The organism is Simiduia litorea (assembly GCF_042853465.1).
GTDB classification, from domain to species: Bacteria; Pseudomonadota; Gammaproteobacteria; order Pseudomonadales; family Cellvibrionaceae; genus Simiduia; species Simiduia litorea.
In genome coordinates this window covers 2,669,987-2,684,137 of the sequence record NZ_AP031497.1, presented here as the reverse complement: position 1 = coordinate 2,684,137, position 14,151 = coordinate 2,669,987, and the positions used below count along the sequence as shown (strand labels likewise).

Annotated in this window: 15 protein-coding genes and 2 tRNA genes; 15 read left to right on the top strand and 2 right to left on the bottom strand. The window is 51.3% G+C overall.

Translation table 11 applies throughout. The annotated features are described in order from the left end of the window. The 15 genes from tolQ to ACGHTT_RS11845 all read left to right on the top strand — a co-directional run bounded on the left by tolQ (position 1) and on the right by ACGHTT_RS11845 (position 11,367). On the top strand, positions 1-687 hold the full coding sequence (gene tolQ, locus ACGHTT_RS11915) for a protein TolQ (protein WP_390590786.1): 687 nt from the start codon (positions 1-3) through the stop codon (positions 685-687). Between the two features lie 34 nt (positions 688-721). Beyond that, the gene (gene tolR / locus ACGHTT_RS11910) at positions 722-1,147 is read left to right on the top strand and encodes a protein TolR (protein ID WP_390590785.1); all 426 of its coding nucleotides are present in this window, start codon (positions 722-724) and stop codon (positions 1,145-1,147) included. Between the two features lie 5 nt (positions 1,148-1,152). Continuing rightward, positions 1,153-1,914: a cell envelope integrity protein TolA gene (tolA, locus tag ACGHTT_RS11905; RefSeq protein ID WP_390590784.1), complete on the top strand. Its 762-nt coding sequence runs from the start codon at positions 1,153-1,155 to the stop codon at positions 1,912-1,914. A 17-nt stretch (positions 1,915-1,931) separates the two neighbouring features. Continuing rightward, a complete protein-coding gene (gene tolB, locus ACGHTT_RS11900; RefSeq protein ID WP_390595048.1) occupies positions 1,932-3,203 on the top strand; it encodes a Tol-Pal system beta propeller repeat protein TolB in 1,272 nt (423 codons plus the stop codon). Between the two features lie 28 nt (positions 3,204-3,231). Next, positions 3,232-3,714, top strand: a complete 483-nt coding sequence (pal, locus tag ACGHTT_RS11895) for a peptidoglycan-associated lipoprotein Pal (protein ID WP_390590783.1) — start codon at positions 3,232-3,234, stop codon at positions 3,712-3,714. A gap of 145 nt (positions 3,715-3,859) precedes the next feature. Then, positions 3,860-4,609 carry a tol-pal system protein YbgF gene (gene ybgF, locus ACGHTT_RS11890; protein ID WP_390590781.1) on the top strand — a complete coding sequence of 250 codons (750 nt, stop codon included), beginning with the start codon at positions 3,860-3,862 and terminating at the stop codon, positions 4,607-4,609. A gap of 95 nt (positions 4,610-4,704) precedes the next feature. Next, positions 4,705-5,355, top strand: coding sequence for a 7-carboxy-7-deazaguanine synthase QueE (gene queE, locus ACGHTT_RS11885; RefSeq protein WP_390590779.1), 651 nt, complete (start codon positions 4,705-4,707; stop codon positions 5,353-5,355). Continuing rightward, positions 5,352-6,230, top strand: a complete 879-nt coding sequence (locus ACGHTT_RS11880; RefSeq protein WP_390590777.1) for a substrate-binding periplasmic protein — start codon at positions 5,352-5,354, stop codon at positions 6,228-6,230. The genes queE and ACGHTT_RS11880 overlap by 4 nt, the downstream gene beginning before the upstream one ends. A gap of 31 nt (positions 6,231-6,261) precedes the next feature. After that, a complete protein-coding gene (gene queC / locus ACGHTT_RS11875) occupies positions 6,262-6,939 on the top strand; it encodes a 7-cyano-7-deazaguanine synthase QueC (RefSeq protein WP_390590776.1) in 678 nt (225 codons plus the stop codon). Between the two features lie 106 nt (positions 6,940-7,045). Next, a tRNA-Lys gene (locus ACGHTT_RS11870) sits at positions 7,046-7,121 on the top strand. 55 nt (positions 7,122-7,176) lie between these two features. Beyond that, positions 7,177-7,252: transfer RNA gene (locus ACGHTT_RS11865), tRNA-Lys, on the top strand. A gap of 123 nt (positions 7,253-7,375) precedes the next feature. Further along, positions 7,376-8,431 carry a quinolinate synthase NadA gene (gene nadA, locus ACGHTT_RS11860; RefSeq protein WP_390590775.1) on the top strand — a complete coding sequence of 352 codons (1,056 nt, stop codon included), beginning with the start codon at positions 7,376-7,378 and terminating at the stop codon, positions 8,429-8,431. An 86-nt stretch (positions 8,432-8,517) separates the two neighbouring features. After that, positions 8,518-9,390, top strand: a complete 873-nt coding sequence (dapA, locus tag ACGHTT_RS11855) for a 4-hydroxy-tetrahydrodipicolinate synthase (protein WP_390590774.1) — start codon at positions 8,518-8,520, stop codon at positions 9,388-9,390. A 49-nt stretch (positions 9,391-9,439) separates the two neighbouring features. After that, positions 9,440-10,609, top strand: coding sequence for an outer membrane protein assembly factor BamC (gene bamC / locus ACGHTT_RS11850; RefSeq protein ID WP_390590773.1), 1,170 nt, complete (start codon positions 9,440-9,442; stop codon positions 10,607-10,609). After that, on the top strand, positions 10,609-11,367 hold the full coding sequence (locus ACGHTT_RS11845; protein ID WP_390590772.1) for an MBL fold metallo-hydrolase: 759 nt from the start codon (positions 10,609-10,611) through the stop codon (positions 11,365-11,367). Before bamC ends, ACGHTT_RS11845 begins: the two co-directional genes overlap by 1 nt. Before the next feature lie 30 nt (positions 11,368-11,397). Here ACGHTT_RS11845 and ACGHTT_RS11840 read toward each other — a convergent pair whose 3' ends face one another. Both ACGHTT_RS11840 and ACGHTT_RS11835 read right to left on the bottom strand, forming a co-directional pair. Continuing rightward, positions 11,398-12,306 carry a hypothetical protein gene (locus ACGHTT_RS11840; RefSeq protein ID WP_390590770.1) on the bottom strand — a complete coding sequence of 303 codons (909 nt, stop codon included), beginning with the start codon at positions 12,304-12,306 and terminating at the stop codon, positions 11,398-11,400. Between the two features lie 25 nt (positions 12,307-12,331). Continuing rightward, entirely contained in the window at positions 12,332-13,858 is a 1,527-nt protein-coding gene (locus tag ACGHTT_RS11835) for an autotransporter outer membrane beta-barrel domain-containing protein (RefSeq protein ID WP_390590769.1), read from the bottom strand. Positions 13,859-14,151 lie beyond the last annotated feature (293 nt).

Sequence of the window (14,151 nt, the reverse complement as noted above, 5' to 3'; positions counted from 1 at the left end):
ATGAATACGCCTGAACAACTGTCTATTTGGAGCCTTATTGCCGACGCCAGCTTACTCGTGCAGTTGGTGATGGCGCTGTTGTTTTTAGCCTCCATTGTTTCCTGGGTGATGATCGTTCAGCGCGGCATTTATCAAAACAGTGCGGCGCAAGCGATGAAGGAGTTTGAGCGGCACTTTTGGTCGGGTGGCGATTTGAATCAGCTGTATCGGCAGGGCAGTGGTAAAGGTACCCAAACTGAAGGCGTAGAAAATATTTTTCGCGCCGGCTTTAAAGAATTTTCTCGCTTGCGTCAGCAGTCTTCTGCAGACCCAGACGCCGTGATGGAAGGCGTGCAGCGCGCCATGCGCGTTGCCTTGGCTCGAGAGGAAGAAAAACTAGAAGCGCATTTACCCTTTTTGGCCAGCGTGGCATCCGTTAGCCCTTATGTGGGATTGTTCGGCACTGTGTGGGGCATTATGAACTCCTTTCGCGGTTTGGCGAACGTCCATCAGGCGACCTTGGCGACTGTGGCGCCGGGTATTTCCGAGGCGTTGGTGGCTACCGCTATGGGGTTGTTTGCGGCTATTCCGGCGGTGCTGGCCTACAACAAGTTCAGCGCCAAGGCCGAGTCTCTTTCGGCAGCTTACGAAACCTTTTCCGATGAATTTATCGCGATTTTACATCGCCAGGTTCATGCTAAGTCATGATTAGCTTCGTTGATCTTTCATCCGGAGACCGTCCGTGAACCCTAAGCGCGTGAAAAAGAAACCTTTGGCGGAAATTAACGTCGTGCCTTATATCGACGTGATGCTGGTCTTGTTGGTTGTGTTTATGGTGACCGCGCCCTTGTTGATGCAAGGGGTTAAAGTGGATCTGCCGAAAGCACCGTCTACGCCTATGGAGCAAAATGACGAGGAGCCATTGATCGTGTCGGTGAAGCAAGACGGTACCTATTATTTGAATCTAGGTGCCGATCAAAAAACCGCCAAGCCGCTCAAGCAAATTACGGACACGGTGGGAAAAATCCTACGCCAAAAACCCAACACCCCAGTATTGGTTTGGGGTGATCACAAGGCGCAATACGGTTTAGTGGTGTCGTTGATGTCAGATTTGCAGACTGCCGGCGCGCCCTCGGTGGGGTTAGTTACCGAACCTCCGGTACTTTGACGCCTATGTTGCAAGGTTATCGCCTTCCCATCCTGTTCAGTGTTGTAGCTCATCTCGGTCTGGTGACAGTATTGTCCTTGGACTGGGGGCCTACACCTGCGCCTAAAAAACTGGCGCCACCGAATTACGTAGAGGCTCGCTTGGTGAAAATGGAGACCCAAGCGCCGAAGCAGCAGCGGGCTAAGCCGCAAAAGGTGGTCGACGTTGCCGCCCAGCGTCGAGCGAAAGAGGCAAAAGAGGCTGAGGCTAAAAAAGTTCAGCAACAAAAGTTAGCCCGCGAAAAAGCGGCTAAAGATAAAGCCGCAAAGGAGAAGGCCGCTAAAGATAAAGCGGCGGCGGAAAAGGCGCGTAAAGATAAAGAGTTAAAGGAAAAGCAGGCGCAGGAAGAAGCTAAGCGTCGGCGCCAGTCCGAACTCTTTGATGCGCTGGAGGAAGAGGATGAGTTTATGTCCCAGAAAACCAGTGCTGAGGCGGCTCAGAGTTATATTTCCGCCATCTCGAACCGGGTAGAAATGAATTGGAGTCGTCCGCCCTCTGCGCGCAACGGTATGAATTGCATCCTGTCGATTCAGCTGGTGCCAACCGGCAAGGTGATCGATGTGAAAGTGGTGAAATCCAGCGGCAACTCGGCATTTGATCGCAGCGCCGAACAGGCTGTAAAAAAGGCTGAGCGGTTTCCAGAGCTGGTGGGTATGGATCCACGAGTCTTTGAGCAAAACTTTCGCCAGTTAAAATTAGTTTTTGAACCGAGGGACTTAAGGCAGTGAAAAAATTCGTTGGGTTGATGTTTAGCATGGTGCTGCTACTGAGTATGTACGCGCGTGCGGATTTAACTATTGAAATTACCCAGGGCGTCGATAACCCCACGGTGATTGGCATTGTGCCTTTTGGCTATTCGGGTGCGCGGGGTTTGCCTGAAGACATTCCCGGTATTGTCCGCGCTGATTTAAAGCTCAGCGGTCAGTTTCGGCCTATACCCGTAAGCGACATGCTGGCGTTTCCGCGTTCCGAAGCAGAAGTTATCTATCGGGACTGGCGCATTCTGGGTGCCGAGTTTTTGGTTACCGGTGATATTAAAGAAGTGCAAGGGCGCTACACGGTAACCTTCGAGCTGTTTGATATTTTGGGGCAGCGCAAGTTGTTCAGAAAAAGCATCGTGGGGAGCGAGGCACAATTACGCGACTTGGCGCACTACATCAGCGATGAAGTGTATGAGAAGATCACGGGTATTCGAGGCGCCTTCTCAACCCAGGTTGCTTATGTGGAGGCTTTCCAGCAGGGTAAGCCAACGGATCGCTTCCGTTTGATGCTGGCCGATGCCGATGGTGCTCGCCCGCGCTTATTGCTTGAGTCTAAACACCCATTGATGTCACCCACCTGGTCGACCGATGGAAAGCGATTGGCTTATGTGTCTTTTGAAACCGGAAGGGCAGCGATTTTCGTTCAGGATTTGGCGACGGCAAAACGCGAGCAGGTGACAAATTACAAAGGCCTAAATGGCGCGCCGGCCTTCTCACCTGACGGTACAAAGTTGGCGTTGGTTTTGTCCAAAGATGGCAATCCAGAAATCTACACCCTGAATTTAATTACCCGCCAATTTGCGCGAGTAACACAACATTTTGCCATTGATACCGAGCCAAGTTGGACTCCAGACGGAAAGTCGCTAGTTTTTACGTCAAATCGTGGTGGAAAACCACAAATTTACAAAGTAACACTTGCAACTGGCATGGTAGAACGCTTAACCTTTGCCGGCGATTATAACGCCAGGGCGCGTGTTTCCCCTGATGGAAAGAGTTTGGTTATGGTGCACCGTTCAAATGGTGTTTTTCATATTGCCACTCAAGACATTCAAAGTGGCGATCTGCGTATTTTGACAGAGACCTATTTGGACGAATCGCCGAGCATTTCACCTAACGGTGCCATGCTGATGTACGCGACTCGCTTTCAGAACAAAGGCATCTTAGCGGCGGTTTCTTTAGACGCAGGTGTTAAGTTCCGATTGCCGTCTAAGCAAGGGGATGTTCGGGAACCTGCTTGGTCACCCTTTTTCGACTAAAAACATCAATTTCCTAACGGAGTGAGTTATGACAATGAATACTTTCAAGAGCGGTTTAGGTTTAGCGATGGTTCTGGCTGTTTTAGCAGGCTGTAGCTCAACAGGTTCACAGGACGATGCAGATGCGAATGCAAATGCTCAGCCAGTTGAAACTGCACCTGTTCAAGCCGTAGAGCCAGAGCCAGTAGAAGTACTGGAAACTGTTTTCTACTTCGACTTTGACGACTCTGCTCTGAAGCCAGGTGCTCGCGCCGAGCTGACCAAGCACGCAATGAAGCTGAAAGCTACCCCACGTAACGTACGCATCGACGGTCACACCGACGAGCGCGGTTCACGTGAATACAACATGGCTCTAGGTGAGCGTCGTGCCAATGCGGTACGTGACTTCCTAGTACTTCAAGGTGTAGATGCGTCTATGATTGAAGTTGTAAGCTACGGCGAAGAGCGTCCACAAGCGATGGGCAGCACTGAGTCTTCTTACTCGCAAAACCGTCGCGCCGAAGTAAAATAAGCGCTTCTTGGTTTTGACAAAAAGGCCGGTCTAACCGGCCTTTTTGCATTTTAGGGGTGGAACGGCTTATATTGACTGCCTCTGTATCCGCAAGGGTATAAAACAAGTATGTAGGCTGGGTAATGTTTGCCCAGTGGGTAGAAAAGTGAGTGAGTTTCCTATGCTGCGTTTCGTCATTTCAGCGTTATTCATCAGTGCATTGGTCGCCCAAGCACAGGCCCAAGTTACCGTCGTAGAGTCTCGCCCCACGGCGCAAGCGGCTACTATTTCTGGCTCTGTGGCGCCGGATGCCAATCAGCAGGCGGATTTGTTTTATCGCTTGCAGGCGTTGCAACAAGAAGTGTTGGAGTTGCGCGGCTTGGTGGAAGAGCAATCCTACGAGCTGAACCGACTTAAACAACAGCGTCACGATGATTATATGGATCTCGACCGTCGCCTTGCTTCCTTAAGTGGCGGGGTTGTCGCTGGTCAAACGAGGCAGCAGGGCGGCTCTAGTGCCGGTTCGGATACATCGGAAGCTGCTGGTGCAGGTGAGGAGGCTGCGTATAAGGGTGCCTACGGCAAATTGCGTCAGCGCGATCTAGCCGGTGCGGCCAAGGGTTTTACCGGTTATCTAGATCTATACCCTAAGGGGCAGTACGCCGCCAACAGTCAGTATTGGTTAGGCGAGATTTATCTTGCCGAGGGCAAGTTAGAGCAGTCAAAGTCTTGGTTTGAGCGGGTAATTAAGGAGTTCCCGTCGGATCGCAAGGCGCCGGACGCTAAGTACAAACTTGGTACTGTATTGTTTCAATTAGGCGATAAGGCGAAAGCGAAAACGCTGCTTCAGGCGGTTGCTAATAGCAGTGCCGACGCGGCCCGTTTAGCAAAAGATTTCTTAGCGCAAAACTACTAGTGCCTAGGGGCGTGCTAGCGAACTGATGTGGTTAGTTCGCATTGGGTGGTGCAATTGGGTATCATCCGCCGCTTTTGATCCGCGGAAGCCACTGCATGAGTGATTCTACTCTAAAGATTACCGAAATATTCCACTCGTTACAGGGCGAGGCTCGCTCTATCGGCTTGCCCACTGTTTTTGTCCGCCTCACCGGCTGCCCCTTGCGTTGCCATTACTGTGACTCGGCCTATGCATTTCATGGCGGTGAGCGCCGAGACATAGCCGATATTCTTGCTGATGTTGCCGCCTATCAATGTAGCCATGTCTGTGTCACCGGCGGTGAACCGCTGGCCCAGGCCAATTGCTTGGATTTGATGTCGGCCTTGTGTGATGCAGGTTATCAAGTCTCGTTGGAGACTAGCGGAGCGCTTGATGTATCGCACGTGGATGCCCGGGTTAGTCGGGTTGTCGACCTTAAGACGCCTGCTTCGGGTGAAAATCATCGCAATCTGTGGGAGAACATCGCTTGTTTGACCCAGCACGATCAAATTAAATTTGTGATTTGCGATAAGGCCGATTTCGAATGGGCCGCCTTCAAGGTTTCCGAGTTGAATCTGTGTACTAAGGTGGGTGATGTGCTCTTCTCGCCATCCTTTGGTCAAGTAAACCCCGCTGAATTGGCTGGCTGGGTTGTGGATAGCGGCCTGCCCATAAGGTTTCAGCTACAGTTACATAAAATTCTGTGGGGCGACGAGCCTGGGCGATGATTGTAGTTGTGGGCGTTTTTGGCTGGATGATGTTTTTTATGGCCCCGGGCATATATCGTCGGTGCCGGGCTCTGTGGCCGTTGATTGGCTTAGTCTGTTGTTGCGCGGTAACCGCTGAGGAGCAAGTTGATTCGAAGCCCTTGCCTCAAGTTGTGGTGCCTATCGTGGCGCCTTGGGGCTTTTATAACGCCGAAAATCAAGTCTCGGGGTTGTTAGTTAGTTTTCAAAATGAGCTTTTTACGCGTGCGCGCTTGGCGGTCAATGCCGAACTTCGGCCCTATCCACGGGTGGTGCATGATCTTGCCAGTGGCAGTGCCGATATGGGCGTGATGTTTGTCAGTCCTTTGGCTGAGCAGTCCGGTGTGTCATTGGGTCATGTGGTGACCATGCGGGTTATCTTGATAGCGCCGGCCAATCGCACCGGTGCCATAAATAAACTTGGGGATTTGGATGGTGAGCGGGTAGGTTTTATTCGTGGCTCTAAATATGGGCGTCGGTTCGATGAGTACGCGGGTTTTGAGCATATTGCTATCAACAATGTTGAGCAGGGCTTGCGCATGTTGGTGACTGATAGGCTCGACGCTTTGGTCGCTACGGAGCAGGCGCTGCTTTACGCCATGTTTATGACGGGTATTCCGGCGTCGCAATTCGCCACCCACTTAACACTCGGCAATGCGCGTGCCGACTTGTACTTGTCTCGTCATAGCGAGGGTCAGCCTTGGGTGCCTTCGGTGCGTGCCGCGTTAAAAAGTATGAATGACGATGGTCGTTCGAGCGCCATTTTTTACCAACATGACCTTTGGCCACGTCAGGCCTACTGTTTTGCCGGTGGTCGATGCTTAGAGGCGGTAGAGCCGCCAGTGACGGATTTTTAATCTACCGGCTGCGTTTATTTGAGAGTGTATTATGAGTTTAGCTAGTCCCGCGGTTGTTTTAGTGTCTGGTGGCTTGGATTCAACAACAGTCATCGCTATGGCCCAAGCCAAGGGGTTTGACGTCTACGCGCTGAGTTTTGACTACGGTCAGCGCCACAGCGCAGAACTGGTGGCGGCGCAGCAGACCGCCGAGGCACTGGGTGTTAAAGCGCACAAGGTGGTTAAGCTAGATCTGCGCACCATTGGCGGTTCGGCCTTGACCGACGCAGCCATCGATGTGCCTGAGCAGGAAACTGCGGGCATCCCTGTCACCTATGTGCCCGCACGCAATACCGTTTTCCTCTCTATTGCGCTAGGTTGGGCCGAAGTGTTGGGAGCTAAGGATATCTTTATTGGTGTCAATGCAGTGGATTACAGCGGTTATCCAGATTGCCGAGCCGAGTTTATTGCCGCTTTTGAAACCATGGCTAATTTGGCGACAAAAGCCGGTGTTGAGGGTCACAAGCTCCGCATCCACACCCCGTTAATCGATATGAGTAAAGCGGATATTGTGCGCGAGGGCACGCGCTTAGGGGTGGATTATGCCATGACGGTGTCATGCTATCAGGCTACGGATGCGGGGCTCGCCTGTGGCAAGTGCGATAGTTGTCGCTTGCGGCGCTTGGGGTTTGAGTCAGCTGGGCTTGCAGATCCGACTCGGTACCGTTAATTCGGCCTCAGTTGGCGCCATTTTTGGCTGATTATTGACCACTAAAAAACCGCAATAAGCGCTTGTCTTTTCCAATTAAATCAGTACTATATGCGCCTCCTTAAGGGGGTCGTTAGCTCAGTCGGTAGAGCAGTTGGCTTTTAACCAATTGGTCGCGCGTTCGAGTCGCGCACGACCCACCACTTAATTGAATATGTACAGGCCCGTAACCTAGGTTTGTGCCGAAAGTCCGTTTTCGGGTCGTTAGCTCAGTCGGTAGAGCAGTTGGCTTTTAACCAATTGGTCGCGCGTTCGAGTCGCGCACGACCCACCATATTCAGGCTCTACCGAGCCATAAAAAAACCGCCTAAAGGCGGTTTTTTTATGGCTGTCATTTAGGGTCTACGTGGACCTAGATGTGGTAGAATCGCGCCGCGTGTTGCACCTTGAGATGACTATGACCAACGTAAAATCCCCTGTTGAACAAACGCCAAGGCAGTGGGTAAAAGACCACTTGGCGAGCGATTCAACCACCGCGCTAACGGCTGAGCAGATTGCAGCCACAAAAACGCGGATTAAAGCGCTCCTAGCCCGTGAAAATGCCGTGCTGGTAGCGCATTACTACACCGACCCTTTGATTCAGGCGCTAGCTGAAGAGACCGGGGGCTGTGTGGCTGACTCGCTGGAGATGGCGCGTTTTGGCAGTCAGCACCCAGCGACCACACTGCTCGTGGCTGGGGTTAAGTTTATGGGTGAGACGGCGAAAATATTGACCCCAAATAAGCGCGTATTGATGCCAACACTCGAGGCAACTTGCTCGCTCGATCTCGGGTGTCCGATCGATGAGTTTTCCGCTTTCTGTGATCAGCATCCAGATCGCACCGTGGTGGTGTACGCCAACACGTCTGCGGCCGTAAAAGCGCGTGCTGATTGGGTGGTGACGTCGAGTATTGCGCTCGATGTCGTCGCGCACCTGGACGCCCAAGGTCAGAAGATCTTGTGGGCACCGGATAAGCATTTGGGTGGATATGTACAGAAGCAGACTGGCGCCGATGTCCTGCTTTGGGATGGCGCCTGTATCGTGCACGAAGAATTCAAGGCTCAGGGTGTTGAAGATCTCAAGCGCCGCCATCCTAACGCCGCCGTGTTGGTGCATCCTGAGTCGCCCGATGCGGTGGTTGTACTGGGCGATGTGGTGGGCTCTACTTCCCAGCTAATTAAGGCCGCGCAAACCTTGCCTAATCGCGAATTTATTGTCGCTACCGATCAAGGCATTTTTTATAAAATGCAGCAATTGTGCCCCGATAAAATTTTCCATATCGCACCAACCGCTGGCAGTGGTGCTACCTGTAGAAGTTGCGCTAACTGCCCGTGGATGGCAATGAACGCACTGGACAATCTCGAGCAGACCCTGATTGAGGGTAGTAATGAAATTTTTGTCGATAAAGCCTTAGGTGAACGCGCTATGTTGCCCCTTAATAGGATGCTGGCCTTCACCAAAACGCAACAATAATCCCTGGTCTGCTGCCCTTGTACCTAGCAGGGTGCATCAGTACCATTACGCTCGCGTAGATGAGCGCTCACAAACGGAGTGGAGTCATGATTCAAGGTAGTATGGTTGCGTTGGTAACCCCAATGACGGCTAGTGGCGAGCTAGACTGGCAGAGCCTAGCGACGTTAGTCGAATGGCACATTGCCGAGGGAACCCATGCCCTTGTTGCCGTTGGTACCACGGGCGAGTCGGCCACGTTAGATGTGGACGAGCACTTAGCAGTGATCACCGCCGTGGTTAAGCAAGTGGCGGGGCGCATCCCCGTTATCGCCGGTACTGGCGCCAATTCTACCCGCGAGGCTATTGAGCTGACGCAGCGTGCAAAAGGTGCCGGCGCTGATGCCTGTTTGCTGGTGACGCCTTACTACAATAAGCCTACTCAGGAAGGTTTGTATTTGCACCACATGGCGGTCGCTGATGCGGTGGATATTCCACAAATCTTGTATAACGTGCCCGGTCGCACCGGTGTTGATATGAAACCTGAAACTGTTTTGCGTTTGGCGGGTCATAAGAACATCGTTGGGGTCAAAGAGGCCACTGGTGATCTTGAGCGAGCGCGCGTGTTAATTGCCAAGGCACCCAAGGATTTCTTGATTTATTCCGGCGACGACGAGACCGCAGTGGAGTTGATGCTGGCAGGTGGCAAGGGCGATATTAGCGTTACCGCGAATGCCGCGCCAAACTTGGTGGCGAAGATGTGTGACCTGGCTATTGCCGGTGATGCCGAGGCCGCGCGAGCGATTAATAAAAAGTTGATGCCATTACACGTGGCAATGTTTGTCGAATCTAACCCGATTCCGGTCAAGTGGGCGGTGTCTAAGCTCGGGCACACAGCACACGGTATTCGTTTGCCGTTGACGCCCCTGTCGGAACAGTTTCACGATCAGATGCAGGCTGCCCTCAAAGCTGCTGCAGAATAATACACAGTCGCTGAATAACCTCAGTGATGAATTACTAAAAGAGATGTGCATGATAAAACCTATAACAAACTGGCGCGGCTTTGTGTTGCTACCTTTGTCCTTATTCGTTGTTAGCTGCAGCTGGATGGGTAATGACTTTCGCGATCGCGGCAATGATTATTTATTGGCTGAACCGATCAAGCCCATCGTTGTACCATCAAAATATAACGCCAATTCTCTCGAAGAGTTGTATGTGGTTCCCACGCTTCAAACTGACGACTTCGATTTAACCGAAGCGTTTGAGACACCGAGACCCGAAGCGCTGGCAACGTCAAACTTTGAGGAGAGTGTAAAGATTCAAAAATTGGGCGCTAAGCGCTGGATTCTGGTGAACTCTCCGCCGAGCGAAGTTTGGCCGCGCATTCGAAATTTTCTCGCAGCGAATCAGGTAGCGGTTGCCGATTCGGACGCGGTAGCAGGTACCATTGACAGCGCTTGGCTTCAGTTTAAAGATTCGCCCGAAGTTCGCGATCGCTACCGAGTTTACGTCGAGCAAGGTGTGCAGCCTGACTCTACTGAAATCCATATTCGCCACGACGCAGCAAACGTGTCTAACGCGGTTGTTGCCAGTGACTGGCCGGCACTATCTATTAATCCCGAGCGCGAAGCATGGATGCTCGATGAGTTAGCGGCAACACTCGCGAGCGAGGCGAGTACAGGGTCTACCTCGCTCTTGGCGCAAGGTATCGGCGGCGGTCCAAAAATTTCCGTGAAAATGTTGGCAGGTGAGCCAGTGCTTCGCATGGCGTTATCCTATGAGCGCGCCAGAGCGACAATCGCCCACGCACTACGCCAGCAAGGTTTTGCTACCTTTGATTTAGCAATAGATGATGGAATATTTTATGTTGGCTATGAGAAGCCTGTAAATCCGGATGAGGAGAGTTGGTACACCCGTTGGTTTGGTGGGGCAAGCGACGCGGTAATTCCCACCACGCCCTATAGTTTGGCCGAGTTATTAGCAAATTTGCAGGTGCCAGATTCGCCTGAGACACGGGCGATTTTTCCCGGCGTAAAGGCGTTTGGTTCGGGTAAAAAATTAACGGAAGTTCCTGGCTATTTGATTGTTGTCGTAGCGACAGAAGCGCAGGTTGATATCCGTATTCGCGATGGTTACGGCAACCGTTTAAATAAACGCGAAGCGAAAGAGAAGTTAAGTATTATTCGTCGGAACCTTATTTAATGCGCTTTGCCTCCCTTGGTAGTGGTAGCAAGGGCAACGGAACGCTGGTGGAGTATGGCGATGAGACCTTGCTCATCGACTGCGGTTTTTCGGCAAAAGAAGCGGTTTTGCGCTTGGCAAAACTAGGCAAAACCGCTGATCAAATTACCGCCATTCTAGTAACCCACGAACATGGTGATCATATTCGTGGCGTTCCAGCCCTAGCCCGCAAGTTTGATTTGCCGGTCTACATTACCCCGGGTACCTTTAAAGTCAAAGATCTGGGTAAGATGCCCGCGATTCATTTTATCGAAGGTTATCAAGCTTTTGATATCGGTGCCTTCTCTATTCAGCCAGTGGCAGTTCCTCACGACGCTCGCGAGCCGGCTCAGTTTGTCATTACCGCCGCGGGAAAAACCTTGGGCATATTGACTGATCTCGGCATGATCACGGCGCATGTTGAAGACAGCTACCAGCGTTGTGATGCGCTTGTATTAGAGGCTAATCATGATCCTGTGATGTTGGCTTATAGCGCCTATCCACAATCTTTGAAGCAGCGCGTCGGCGGGCCCTGGGGGCATTTGAGTAATCAACAGAGTGCTGGTTTTCTCGCTCAGCTCGATGTCACGCGGTTGCAGCATTTGGTCATCGCGCACATCAGCCAGAAAAATAATTCGCTGGAAGCTGCAAAATCTGTTTTAGACGCTGTAAGTCAAGGGGCAAGACAAGTGGTTTATGCCTGCCAAGATGAAGGTTTTGATTGGCTTGAGCTAGTGTAGATTTTAAAGCTCGCTTTGCGCGTTGCCTCGCTAACGCGTACCTAGATATTGCTCGCTTAATGCAGCCCACTTTTCCACCCAGCCGCATTGGTGATTAACATCCGCCAGCATCACAATACGAACATTTGTCTGTGCAAAACTACCTGTTAATTGTGTTGCCCATTGTTTAGTAAGTTGGCTGGGCGCGATTTTGTCTTGCTCACCCGAGAAATGAATTTGAGGAATGTTAGCGAGCGCTGCCGTGTAGGGTTGAATGGAAAGTGAGTCAGTGAGGCTGCTCACATTGTGGAATTCGGTCCAAGCATTATGATCAATGGGTGCGGCGACGGTGATCAATTGGCGGACACTTTTTTCCCGTGCTGCAATAAAAGCCGCTAGAGTTCCACCGCCTGAGTAACCTACGAGCGTAATTGTTTCTGCGTTATATTGCTCCTTAAGCTGCAGCACAGCTTGATGCGTTGCAGAGATGGCTAGCTCAGAATAGCGCCCACTGGTCCAGAGTTTTACGTCGCAGTTTTTTAGATAGATTTGTGTGAGAAATTGGCAGGGTCTCGCTAAATAGACGGCCTTGCCCCCTTGATGTTGAATAGCCAGACCTAAGCCGATGGCGTGTAGCGGCGTCGGGTTGCTCGATGGCTGATAGCGAGATGCCCACGCGTGTCCGTCGCCTTCAAGATAAATGAATAGTGCTTTTTCCGCCGTGTTATGCGCGCTCTCTGGCGCGGCGAAAGTCATGAAATTGAGTTGCTCTGTGGCGATGATATGGCTGCGCCATTGGTGTTTTTTTACCAGTGCGTTGGCGTCGTAAGGGGAAATACTCGTGCAGGCGATGCTTGCGAACAGGGCGGCGATCAGTCCTAGCCATTGCAATGCGCGATGTATTGTCGAAATTGAGGTCATAAGCTGGGTGTTGAAGGGCTGGCGACCACAGGATAACACGATGGCCGCCAGTTTAAAGGTTGGCTTAGAACTCGTAGCGAACGCCGCCAGAAATGCTCTTTTGGCTATAAATGCCCATGTCGGCAAGTTCTCGATAGCTCAAGAACGCTTGGATGCCGCCGGCAGCTGGACCGTTTAGTGTGCTTTGGCTGGCGCCTCGCAACACCGCAGCTACGCCGAACTCATAGACTTTGTAGTCGCTGTCGGGTCGATTAGTTGGCAGTGAGAAAAGTGCTTCGCCGGAAATAAAATCTTTAATCTCGGCGTAGCTCGCCTCGATGTAGCGAGTATCGGTTTCTTTTTGCCCTACACTTTGAATCTCTAAGTAGGGGATGAAAACACCCTGTTCCGTGTTCACGACATACTGCGCTTTCAGTGCGAAGTAAGACTCCAAAGATTTAATGGTTTGCGCTTCGATAAACAAGTTGTAGCCGGCTTGGTTGGCGTCTGATTCGGTGTAATCACCAATGGATACTTTTTGGTAGTTAATACCAACGGATGGTTCCAGAGAAAAGGCATCGTTTATCTGAAAGCTATAGCCGCCTGCCCAATTGGCCGTGACGGTGTTGCTATCGTTAGAACTTTTGGCGTGTGTATCTGCGCCCTCGACGTCGATATTTTGCGAATCAAAATGTACATCTCGACGGGTGTTAAAGTCATTCCACTGATAGCCTGCTGAAAGGCTCGAATACCATCGGTCATTCTGAAAGAGTAAGAAAGGTAAAACAGACCAGCCTTGCATATTTACTTTGCCGTCTACTGCGCCGCTGTTGACGTCAAACTGAATGTCCTGCTCGCGATAACCGATTAAACCACCCAAGGTCCAGTTGCTATTCAACCGGTAATCTACGCCGGCGTTTATTTCTGAGCCGTCGAGGTCGAAACCGTTTTCGAGATCGCTAATTTTTTGCTCGCCAGTGTTGTAGCTGCCATTTAGAAAGCCACCCCAGGGAGACCATTCGTCGCCTGTACTATCACCGGCATTCAAACCGCTTGATGAAATATTTGCGTGCTTCGCGAGAACGGGGCTGGATGTTTTTAATGCAGCGATTCGCGCTTGCAAATGAGATTGCTGGGCGCTGTTAAAACTTTTGGTCATGGACTCTTGGGTTGAGTATTCCTCACCGGCGGTCCACTGTAGGGCAGCGGCCAAACCGTTGACGTCTAGGCTCAAACTGGAACCGGTTGGGCCACTATTGGTAATTTCATTGGCAGTGTGAACCAGTTTGCGCACATTTTCCCAGACCAGAAGGGTGTTGCCTGTACAGCTAAATACCGGCTGGGCACCTGCACCTGCAATCGCGCTTTTGTTAGCGGTGAAAGAGGGCGTCTGCTCTAAGATGATTTCTTCAGGCGTGCCGAACTCGCCAAAATTATCCTCACAGCCTTGAGCAAGTAATTGATCGTATACGGCCTGCGTCGTGGCGGCGGTGCGCTGTTGTAGTTCGGTTTCAAACTGGCTGCCGAGTTTGGCAAGGTCCGCATGAGTGATTTGACTTGTCACTGCGCTAAACCCAGTGATTAAAATAGAGAGCGGTAGAGTGTGCTTCATGTCATGTCCTTATGAGCTTATATCCATGACTGCCATTGAGAGATTGTTTGGCAGAAATTTGATGGCTGTGTGATTGTTGTTGATCCAATTCGATAATGTCGCTAAGAGTCTAAAAGGCCATTATCGATGCGCGCCATTCTAGCGATAGTGCAGTGCGAACGCTAGGCGTGTGAGCCTGAATTGTGACAATAACCACAGCTAATAAGGGGTTTTAGTTAGTACACGATTAGTTTTAATCGGTGATCAACTTGCTTGGCGGTGGCGCCGATGTACCTATGGTTCAATCGGCGATT

Bases quoted from the DNA above. Each gene is read 5' to 3' on its own strand.
- nadA (WP_390590775.1), top strand. From the start codon at position 7,376: ATGACCAACGTAAAATCCCCTGTTGAACAAACGCCAAGGCAGTGGGTA.
- queC (WP_390590776.1), top strand. From the start codon at position 6,262: ATGAGTTTAGCTAGTCCCGCGGTTGTTTTAGTGTCTGGTGGCTTGGAT.
- ACGHTT_RS11835 (WP_390590769.1), bottom strand. From the start codon at position 13,858: ATGAAGCACACTCTACCGCTCTCTATTTTAATCACTGGGTTTAGCGCA.
- tolA (WP_390590784.1), top strand. From the start codon at position 1,153: ATGTTGCAAGGTTATCGCCTTCCCATCCTGTTCAGTGTTGTAGCTCAT.
- dapA (WP_390590774.1), top strand. From the start codon at position 8,518: ATGATTCAAGGTAGTATGGTTGCGTTGGTAACCCCAATGACGGCTAGT.
- pal (WP_390590783.1), top strand. From the start codon at position 3,232: ATGACAATGAATACTTTCAAGAGCGGTTTAGGTTTAGCGATGGTTCTG.
- queE (WP_390590779.1), top strand. From the start codon at position 4,705: ATGAGTGATTCTACTCTAAAGATTACCGAAATATTCCACTCGTTACAG.
- bamC (WP_390590773.1), top strand. From the start codon at position 9,440: ATGATAAAACCTATAACAAACTGGCGCGGCTTTGTGTTGCTACCTTTG.
- ACGHTT_RS11845 (WP_390590772.1), top strand. From the start codon at position 10,609: ATGCGCTTTGCCTCCCTTGGTAGTGGTAGCAAGGGCAACGGAACGCTG.
- tolB (WP_390595048.1), top strand. From the start codon at position 1,932: ATGTTTAGCATGGTGCTGCTACTGAGTATGTACGCGCGTGCGGATTTA.
- ACGHTT_RS11880 (WP_390590777.1), top strand. From the start codon at position 5,352: ATGATTGTAGTTGTGGGCGTTTTTGGCTGGATGATGTTTTTTATGGCC.
- tolQ (WP_390590786.1), top strand. From the start codon at position 1: ATGAATACGCCTGAACAACTGTCTATTTGGAGCCTTATTGCCGACGCC.